This window comes from Streptomyces katrae (assembly GCF_000966975.1).
Classification (GTDB): Bacteria; Actinomycetota; Actinomycetes; order Streptomycetales; family Streptomycetaceae; genus Streptomyces; species Streptomyces katrae.
Window position 1 is genome coordinate 1 of sequence record NZ_JZWV01000603.1, and the last position, 8,735, is coordinate 8,735.

Here is an 8,735-nt window from a genome sequence, read left to right on the forward strand (position 1 = left end):
GCCGCAGCCAGCGTCACCGAAAACCGCAGGTCAGGCGCCCGAGTGACGCGAATGACGCGGTGACGCAGAAATCCCAGCCTCGGACAGGTGCGGGGTGCCCCAGAGCCCCCCGCGCCCGCCGGTCATGCCTGCACCCCCGAGCCACTTCAGCCCACGACAGGAGAGAGCCCCAGTGCCGACCGCGCTTCCGCCCCCGGCCCTGCTCATGACCGTTCCCGAAGTCATGGCCACGCTCAAGCTCGGCCGGCACAGCGTCTACAACCTCATCCGCTCCAAGCGGCTGCCCAGCATCACCGTCGGACGGGCCCGCAGGATCCCCGCCGATGCCGTACACCGCTTCATCAACACCGAACTGGAGAGTGCCGCCTGATGGCAGGCAAGAAGAACCCCAACGGCGCTGGCAGCATCTGGCAGCGCAAGGACGGTCGTTACGAGGCCCGGGTGTACGTCCCTCAGCCGGACGGCACCCGCGCCCGTAAGACCGTCTACGGCAAGACCTGGCAGGAGTGCGACGAGAAGCGCCAGGAACTGGTCCTGCGCGACCGGCAGGGCGTCCCGACGCCCACCCGGTCCGCCCGCCTGTCGGAGTGGCTGCCCTACTGGCTGGAGCAGCATGTCGAGCCGCGCCGGAAGCTCAGCACCTACGACAAGTACGAGACCCACGTCCGGCTGCACCTCGTGCCCCTCCTCGGGGCCCGGAGTCTGGAGTCGCTGAGCACCGCCGACGTGCGCCGTTTCCTCACCCGCGTGCAGAAGGACAAGACGGTGGCCACGGCCAAGGAGGCCCACCGCGTCCTGCGCACCGCGCTGTCGGGAGCGGTGCGGGATGAGCTGATCACCCGGAACGTCGCTTCCCTGGTCGAGCCGCCGAGGGCGAAGCAGCGGGAGATTCGGCCGTGGACGCTGGAGGAGACGCTCGCGTTTCTGGAGGCTGCGCGGGGCGAGGCGCTCTACGCGGCGTTCGTGCTGGCCATCGCCATGGGGCTCCGGCGCGGTGAGCTGGTCGGGCTGCGGTGGTCGGACCTCGACCTGGACAAGCGGGTGCTGCACGTCCGCCAGCAGACGCAGCGCCGGCGCGGGCAGCTCTACCAGGACGACCCGAAGAGTCGCCGTCAGCGGGCTGTGCCGCTTCCCGCGATGTGCATCGCCCCGTTGCGGTGGCACCGGCTCAAGCAGCGTGCGATCTTCCGCGAGACTGGTGTCGAGTGGTCCGAGGCCGGGCCCGTCTTCGCCACCCGGAACGGTCGGACGGTGGAGCCGAGGAACGTCTACCGGGCCTTCACCCGTGTCGCGGCCGACGCTGGCCTGAGGGTCGTCCGCCTGCACGACGCCCGTCACGGGTGCGCGACCCTGCTGACCGCCGCCGGCGTCGCGCCCAGGGTCATCATGGAGATCCTCGGGCACAGCCAGATCAGCATCACCATGGACGTGTACACACACGTTGTGGATGACACGAAGCGGGAAGCGATCAGCCACATGGACCGGATGCTGAGGCGCCAGCGCCCGAGTGCGTGACCCCGTTGCCGTCAGTCGGTGCAGTCAAACGGCCCGGAGCGTGATCGCTCCGGGCCGTTTTGCCTGGTGCCCCCGGCAGGATTCGAACCTGCGACACCCGCTTTAGGAGAGCGGTGCTCTATCCCCTGAGCTACGAAGGCGGGGCCCCGTGGGGGGCCCGGGCCGTGGTGCAGGCGGCCCAGGCACAGCGTAGCGGATCAGGTACCGGCTCCGTGGGCCGGTTTCCCGGGGTCGGCGCGGCCGAGGGGGCTGCGGCCGTCACCGGCGGCGGATCCGCCTCTAATGTGCGACGCGACGCTGTGTCGCGAACCGTCTGGGGGAGACATGCACACCGACCGACCGAAGGCCCCGCCCGTGGCGACGGGACTGGCGCCCGATCCCGGGCTGCCCGGGATCTGGAGCGCCGGAGCGGCCGAGGGGGATCCGCTGGTCCTGGTCCACGGGACCCGGCTCTCCGCGCTGATGTGGGACCCGCACGCCCGCCGGCTGGCCCCCCGCTTCCGGATCACCGCCCCCGACCTGCCCGGCCACGGGAGCCTGCGCGGCCGGCCCTTCCGCCTGGAGGAGGCCGTCGCGCAGGTCGCAGTGGCCGTGGCGGAGGCCGCCCGGGTCACCGGGCGCCGTCCCGTGGTGGCGGGGAGCTCGCTGGGCGGGTACGTCACCCTCGCCTACGGGGCCGCGCACCCGGACGCGGCGGCCGCCCTCCTCGTCCAGGGGGCCACGGCCCGGCCCGACGGGGCCACCGGCCTGGTCTACCGCGCCGCGGCCCGGGCGTTCGACGCGCTCGGCCCGCAGCGGGCCGCCCGCCTCAACGACCGGGCGTTCAGGCGCCGTCTGCCGGCCGAGAGCTACGAGGCGGTCATGCGGGGCGGCCTGGCGATGCCCGCCTTCGGCGAGGTGGTCGACGAACTCGCCCGGTACGACTTCCTCGGCCTCGCGGGCCGCTGCCGGCTGCCCGTGCTCTTCGTCAACGGCCTCGGCGACCGCCTCTTCCGCACCAGGGAACGGGAGTTCCTCGCCGCGGCCCGCTCCGGCGGCGGCCGGGCCCGCCTGTTCCACGTCCACGGCCCGCACATCATGTCCCTCACCGATCCGGCGGCCTTCACGAGGACTCTGGAACGCGGCCACGCGCTCCTCGTACCCGCTGCCCGGGACCGTGCCGCCGGGGGCGCCCCCGCATAATTCGGCGCAGGGGAAGTGGGGAAGTGCCGTACACGAGGGGGAAAGCCGTGAGCGAAGCAGCCGTGCTGCCGCAGCCGTTCGGGGAGGGGTTCGCGCAGGACCCCTACGGCGTGTACGCGCGGTTGCGCGCCCAGGGGTCCGTGCACCGGGTCGCGCTGCCCGACGGGGCGCCGGTGTGGCTGGTGACGCACGAGGCCGATGTGCGGGCCGGGCTGGCCGACGGCAGGTTCTCCGTCGACAAGCGGCACTCCCGGGGCGGGTTCCAGGGGTTCTCGCTGCCCCCGGCGCTGGACGCGAACCTGCTGAACATCGGCCCCGAGGACCACCTGCGGCTGCGCCGCCTGGTGGCGCGGGGGTTCACCCCCCGGCACGTCGAGCGGATGCGCACGGCGGTCCAGGCGGCGGTCGACGCCCTCGCGGACCGGTTCACCGCACGGCTGGAGGCCGACGGGGTCGCCGACGTGGTCGACGGGTTGGCCCGGCCGCTGCCGCTGAAGGTCATCGGGGACCTGCTGGCCGTGCCGGAGGGGGAGTACGGGCGGTTCGCCGGGTGGATCGGTTCCATGCTGGCGCCCGGCAGCCGCGAGGAGCTCGCGGGCGCGGTGCGGAGCGTCCACGCGTACCTGGTGGAGCTCGTCGCCGCGCGGCGCGCGGCCCCGGGTGACGACGTCCTGTCCGGGCTGATCGCCGCCCGCGACTCCGGAGACCGGCTGAGCGAGGACGAGCTGGTCTCCCTCGCCTTCCTGATCCTCATGGCCGGCAGCGAGACCGTCCAGCACCTGATCAGCGGCGGCCTGCTCACCCTCCTGACGCACGGGGAGCAGCGGGCCGCGCTCCGGGAGCGCCCTGGGCTGCTGCCGGAGGCCGTCGAGGAGCTCTTCCGGTACGCGGTCCCCAACCACACCGCCATCCGCCGCTTCCCGACGGAGCCGGTCGAGATCGGCGGCGTACGGATCCCCGCCGGCGACACGGTGATGTTCTCGATCGCCTCCGCCCACCGGGACCCCGCCCGCTACCCCGACCCGGACCGCTTCGACATCGGCCGGGCCGACAAGGCCCACCTGGCCCTGGGGCACGGGGTCCACTACTGCCTCGGCGCACCGCTGGCCCGTACCCAGGTCACCCTCGCGCTCGGGACCCTGCTGCGGAGGCTGCCGGAGCTGCGGCTGGCGGTGCCCGCGGACGGGCTGGAGTGGAGCACCACGTTCAGGTTCCGTGCGCTGAGGGCCCTGCCCGTCACAGGGGCGTGACCCGGCGGCCGGGCCCGCTCAGACCCCCATCGGGGTGTGGAGCTCCACGGTGAGTTCCACTTCCACCGGCGCGTCCAGCGGCAGCACGGCCACCCCGACCGCGCTGCGCGCGTGGATGCCCGCGTCGCCGAAGGCGGTGCCCAGCAGCTCGCTCGCGCCGTTGACGACGCCCGGCTGGCCGGTGAAGTCCGGGGTGGAGGCCACGAAGCCGACCACCTTGACCACCCGTTTCACGGCGGACAGGTCCCCGGCCACCGAGGCCACGGCGGCGAGGGCGTTCAGCGCGCACTGCCGGGCCAGTTCGGCGCCCTGCTCCGGGGTGACCTCGCCGCCCACCTTCCCGGTGCGCAGCAGTGCGCCGTCCACCATGGGCAGCTGGCCCGAGGTGTACACGTAGTGGCCGCTCACCACCGCCGGGACGTACACGGCGACGGGCGGGGCGACCGGCGGCAGCTTCAGCCCGGCGGCCGCCAGGCGTTCTTCGGGGGTGCTGTTCACGGGGGGCTCCTCGGGTTCCTCGCGGGGGAAAGGGGGTCAGGGGCGGGTGACGCGGACCCGGAAGCCGCCGCCCGGGAGGGCCGCCACCACCGAGATGCTGATGCGCGCCTTGTCGTCGGTGAAGGTCTCGCCGGGGCGGAACGGCGCGTCCGACAGCTCGGCGTGGACGTTGGGGCGGCGCGTACAGCCGCCGCTGCCGCTCGCGCTGTCCGAGACGGTCACCGGACCGCGTCCGGTGTCCACCTCCGAGTCCACCCTGTAGATCAGCACCCCGGGTTTGCAGACGGCCTCGTCGTTCCCGGCCCGCGTGCGCACCTCGATCGCGTAGCCGGCGCTCTCCGAGAGGGGGACGAAGGCCAGCTTCGTGCCGCCCGCCACGGCGAGGGGGGTCAGCAGGTGCTCGCTGGCGCCCGGCTTCGAGGCACAGCTGATCTGCGATCCGTCGAGCCAGCCCAGCTTCCACTTGTGCCAGCCGAGGAGGTCGTTGTTGGCCCCCCAGTCCTCGCTCATGATGTCCCAGTGCCCGACCGTGCCGCCGCCGTCGGAGGTGTAGAGGTCGGGCAGTCCGAAGACGTGGCCGTTCTCGTGCGGCAGCACCCGGTAGCCGGTCTCCCGGTAGGAGCCGGAGCCGTCGTCCTGCCGGCTGTAGACGAAGGACGTGTTCGCGAGCGGCACCCCGTCGGCCATCGGGGCCTCCGCGTTCCCCGAGAAGGTGACCGACAGGACGGTGTCCAGGGCGGACGGTCCGGCGTTCGGGGTGACCAGGATGTTGATCAGGTCGTAGCGGCTGAAGTCCACCTCGGGGTCGGCGGCCCTCGCGATGTGCTCGACGAGCTGCCGGTAGCCCGGCTCGTAGGCGGAGCCGCGCTCGATCCCGTACGCCGCGAAGGGCATCGGCATCCGCAGCCAGTTCCGTATCGGGGCCTCGGCCCGGTAGGTCAGCCGGCCGTACGAGCTGGTGCGGAACCACTCCGAGGTCTGGGGGAAGAACTCCGCCAGCCGGTCCATGGCCGAGCCCTCGCCCTTGGCGTCGGGGAAGTCGATCATCAGGTTGAGCGCGCGGATCTCGCCCGTCGAGCGCGAGTACCCGGGCGCGGTCGGCAGGCCCTCCGACAGCTGGACGCCCATGGTCGCGGAGATCCGGCAGGGCGCCAGGGCCGATTCGGCGCTGGTGGCCTTGGGGCCGGATGTGGTGTGGCTGCGGCCGGGGACGCCGCCGCTGGCGGTGGCGGTGACGCCCAGGGCCAGTGCGGTGAGGCCGATGAACGCGCCGGTGCGGCAGGGTCTGCGTATCCGGTGGCGGGTCTGCGGCATGGCGGTCGCCTTCGGGTGCGCGGCAGCCGGCCGGGCCCGGGCTGCTCTCTGTGCGCTCACCCTCCGTCGGCTGCGACACGCCCGCGCGTCGAAAGCGGCCAAACGGGACGAAACCGCAGGATCCGGGTGTGATGCAGGTCACTCGGGGGAGTGAAATAACCGGGGACTCGCTCCCCGTTTGCAAGAAGGTCCGCACAAGCGGGGAACAAGTCCCCGCTTCGGGGTCCGCCGCCGGCCATCGGCGCGGGTCCGTACGAGTTCCAGCCCAGGGAGGCCCGGAATGCAGAGCGCCACCGCCGCCACGGCCACCCGGGTGCCGAAGCCGCGCGCCGACGCGGTCCGCAACCGGGAGCGGATCCTCGGGGCGGCCCGCGAGATGTTCGTGGAGTTCGGCGCGGACGCCCCCCTCGACGAGATCGCCCGCCGGGCCGGCATCGGCAACGCCACCCTGTACCGGCACTTCCCCGACCGGGCCGACCTCGTCCACCACGTGGTCCTCTACGTGATGGACCGGGTCACCGCCCAGGCCGAGGACGCCCTCGCCGAGGAGCCCGACGCCTTCGCCGCGCTCTGCCGCTTCACGCACGCCGCCGCCGACGAGCGGATCGGCGCCCTGTGCCCGATGCTCCAGGACGGCTTCGACCACGACCACCCCGAACTCCTCGCCGCACGCGATGCGTTGGGCGTCGCCGTGGACACCCTGGTCGCCGCCGGGCAGCGCGCGGGCCTGCTCCGCGCCGACATCGGCACCGGCGACCTGATGCTCGCCCTGTCCCAGCTCGCCCGTCCCCTCCCCGGGACCGACTGCACGACGGTGGGCGGGTTCGTCCACCGCCACCTCCAGCTCTTCCTCGACGGGCTGCGGACCCCGGCCCGCTCCCAACTCCCCGGCACGGCCGTCACGTTGCAGGACATCACCCGGAAAACCATGTGACGCGGCGCCCCCTCCCTCAGTAGCCTCGAAAACCGCCACTTTTCCTTTCAGTCCATCTCTTTTCAGTCATTCCGTTCAGTGAAGTGGGTACCCCCATGTCCAAAACAGCCGCGTCCGCCTCGCCGGCTGCCGCTGCCGCCGCCGATCCCAGTCGCTGGAAGGCCCTGGTCTTCATCGCGCTGGCGCAGCTGATGGTCGTCCTCGACGCGACCATCGTGAACATCGCCCTGCCCTCCGCCCAGACCGACCTCGGCATCTCCGACGGCAACCGCCAGTGGGTCATCACCGCGTACGCGCTGGCCTTCGGCGGTCTGCTCCTCTTCGGCGGCCGCATCGCCGACAAGTGGGGCCGCAAGAACGCCTTCATCACCGGCCTCGCCGGCTTCGCCCTGGCCTCCGCCCTCGGCGGCGCCGCCAACGGCGAGGCGATGATGCTGGGCGCCCGCGCCCTGCAGGGCGCCTTCGGCGCGCTGCTCGCCCCGGCCGCGCTGTCGCTGCTGGCGGTCACCTTCACCGATGCCAAGGAGCGCGCCAAGGCCTTCGGCATCTACGGCGCGATCGCGGGCGGCGGCGGTGCCGTCGGCCTGATCCTCGGCGGCTTCCTGACCGAGTACCTCAACTGGCGCTGGACCTTCTTCGTGAACATCCCCTTCGCGGTCGTCGCGGCCGCGGGTGCCTGGATGGTCATCCGCGAGCCGGCCGGCTCCCGCAACAGCGCCCGCCTCGACATCCCCGGCGTGGTCCTCTCGACCCTCGGTCTGGTCTCGCTCGTGTACGGGTTCACCCGCGCCGAGTCGGCCGGCTGGACGGACGGGATCACCCTGGGCCTGTTCGTCGCCTCCGTGGTGCTGCTCGCGGCCTTCGTCGGCGTCGAGGGCAGGGTGAAGTCCCCGCTGCTGCCGCTGCGCGTCCTGCTGGAGCGCAACCGCGGCGGTGTCTACCTCTCGCTCGGCCTCGCCGTCATCGCGATGTTCGGCCTGTTCCTCTTCCTGACGTACTACCTCCAGGTCGTGAAGGGCTTCTCGCCCGTCAAGACCGGCTTCGCCTTCCTGCCGATGATCGCGGGCATGATCACGGGCTCCACCCAGATCGGCGCCCGCCTCATGACCCGGGTCGCGCCGCGGCTGCTGATGGGCCCGGGCTTCCTGGTCGCCGCCGCCGGCATGCTGCTGCTGACCCAGCTGGAGGTCGGCTCCTCCTACCCGGCGCTGATCCCGGCGCTGATCCTGCCGGCGCAGCTGCTGCTGGGCCTCGGCATGGGCACCGCGTTCATGCCGGCCATGTCCCTGGCCACGTACGGGGTGAACCCGGCCGACGCCGGAGTGGCCTCGGCCATGGTCAACACCTCGCAGCAGGTCGGCGGCGCGATCGGCACCGCCCTGCTGAACACCATCGCCGCCTCGGCGACCACCGCCTACCTGACCGACCACGCGGCCCAGGCCGCGGCGGGCGGCGCCGCGGGCCGGCTGGTCCAGGCGCAGGCCATGGTGGAGGGCTACTCCTCGGCGATCTGGTGGGCCGTCGGCATCCTCGCGGTCAGCGCGGCCATCGCGTTCACCCTGATCAACACCGGCCGTCCCGGCCAGGGCGGCCCGGTGGCCGGCGGCTCCGGCGCGGCCGCCGAGGACGCCGAGCTCCCGGTCCCGGTGATCGCCCACTGACGGGGGCCCAGACGCGGGAATGACTGAAGACCCCGCTTCGTTCAAATTTGAACGAAGCGGGGTTAGTCTTTTCGGGTGAACCCGTACGCCCTCCCCGCGGACGACGTACGCCGTACGACGGCCCGAGGAGTGCCCGATGACCACGCCCGCCGCCCCCGCACCCGCCCGCATGCCGGCGCTGTACCTCAGCCACGGCGCGCCGCCGCTCGCCGACGACCCGCTCTGGCCCGCCGAGCTCGCCGCCTGGTCGGCGGGGCTGCCCCGGCCGCGCGCGATCCTGATGGTCTCCGCCCACTGGGAGGAGGCCCCCCTCGCCCTCGGCGCCACCGAGCCGGCCCCGCTCGTGTACGACTTCTGGGGCTTCCCGGAGCACTACTACCG

8 protein-coding genes, 1 tRNA gene and 1 pseudogene are annotated in these 8,735 nt (G+C 72.9%); 7 read left to right on the forward strand and 3 right to left on the reverse strand.

Features of this window, described 5'->3' with window-relative positions; genetic code table 11:
* Window positions 1-205: 205 nt before the first annotated feature.
* Window positions 206-370, forward strand: a complete 165-nt coding sequence (locus tag VR44_RS21570) for a helix-turn-helix domain-containing protein (RefSeq protein ID WP_245692063.1) — start codon at window positions 206-208, stop codon at window positions 368-370.
* On the forward strand, window positions 370-1,515 hold the full coding sequence (locus tag VR44_RS21575; RefSeq protein WP_045949210.1) for a tyrosine-type recombinase/integrase: 1,146 nt from the start codon (window positions 370-372) through the stop codon (window positions 1,513-1,515). Before VR44_RS21570 ends, VR44_RS21575 begins: the two co-directional genes overlap by 1 nt.
* Window positions 1,516-1,579: 64 nt before the next feature.
* Here VR44_RS21575 and VR44_RS21580 read toward each other — a convergent pair.
* Window positions 1,580-1,655, reverse strand: a tRNA-Arg gene (locus tag VR44_RS21580).
* Window positions 1,656-1,839: 184 nt separating this feature from the next.
* Here VR44_RS21580 and VR44_RS21585 point away from each other — a divergent pair.
* Together VR44_RS21585 and VR44_RS21590 are read left to right on the forward strand one after the other, a co-directional pair.
* Window positions 1,840-2,697 carry an alpha/beta fold hydrolase gene (locus VR44_RS21585; protein ID WP_094191815.1) on the forward strand — a complete coding sequence of 286 codons (858 nt, stop codon included), beginning with the start codon at window positions 1,840-1,842 and terminating at the stop codon, window positions 2,695-2,697.
* Between the two features lie 47 nt (window positions 2,698-2,744).
* Window positions 2,745-3,947, forward strand: a complete 1,203-nt coding sequence (locus VR44_RS21590) for a cytochrome P450 family protein (protein WP_045949211.1) — start codon at window positions 2,745-2,747, stop codon at window positions 3,945-3,947.
* 18 nt (window positions 3,948-3,965) lie between these two features.
* Here VR44_RS21590 and VR44_RS21595 read toward each other — a convergent pair whose 3' ends face one another.
* Both VR44_RS21595 and VR44_RS21600 read right to left on the reverse strand, forming a co-directional pair.
* Entirely contained in the window at window positions 3,966-4,445 is a 480-nt protein-coding gene (locus tag VR44_RS21595) for a RidA family protein (RefSeq protein ID WP_045949212.1), read from the reverse strand.
* Window positions 4,446-4,481: 36 nt separating this feature from the next.
* Window positions 4,482-5,759, reverse strand: a complete 1,278-nt coding sequence (locus VR44_RS21600) for a M6 family metalloprotease domain-containing protein (protein ID WP_045949213.1) — start codon at window positions 5,757-5,759, stop codon at window positions 4,482-4,484.
* A 280-nt stretch (window positions 5,760-6,039) separates the two neighbouring features.
* On the opposite strand from VR44_RS21600, the gene VR44_RS21605 reads away from it, so the two are divergent.
* The 3 genes and pseudogenes from VR44_RS21605 to VR44_RS21615 all read left to right on the forward strand — a co-directional run.
* Entirely contained in the window at window positions 6,040-6,693 is a 654-nt protein-coding gene (locus tag VR44_RS21605; protein WP_045949214.1) for a TetR/AcrR family transcriptional regulator, read from the forward strand.
* Between the two features lie 95 nt (window positions 6,694-6,788).
* The gene (locus VR44_RS21610) at window positions 6,789-8,354 is read left to right on the forward strand and encodes an MFS transporter (RefSeq protein WP_045949215.1); all 1,566 of its coding nucleotides are present in this window, start codon (window positions 6,789-6,791) and stop codon (window positions 8,352-8,354) included.
* A gap of 136 nt (window positions 8,355-8,490) precedes the next feature.
* Window positions 8,491-8,735, forward strand: a pseudogene (locus VR44_RS21615) (dioxygenase); the annotation flags it as partial.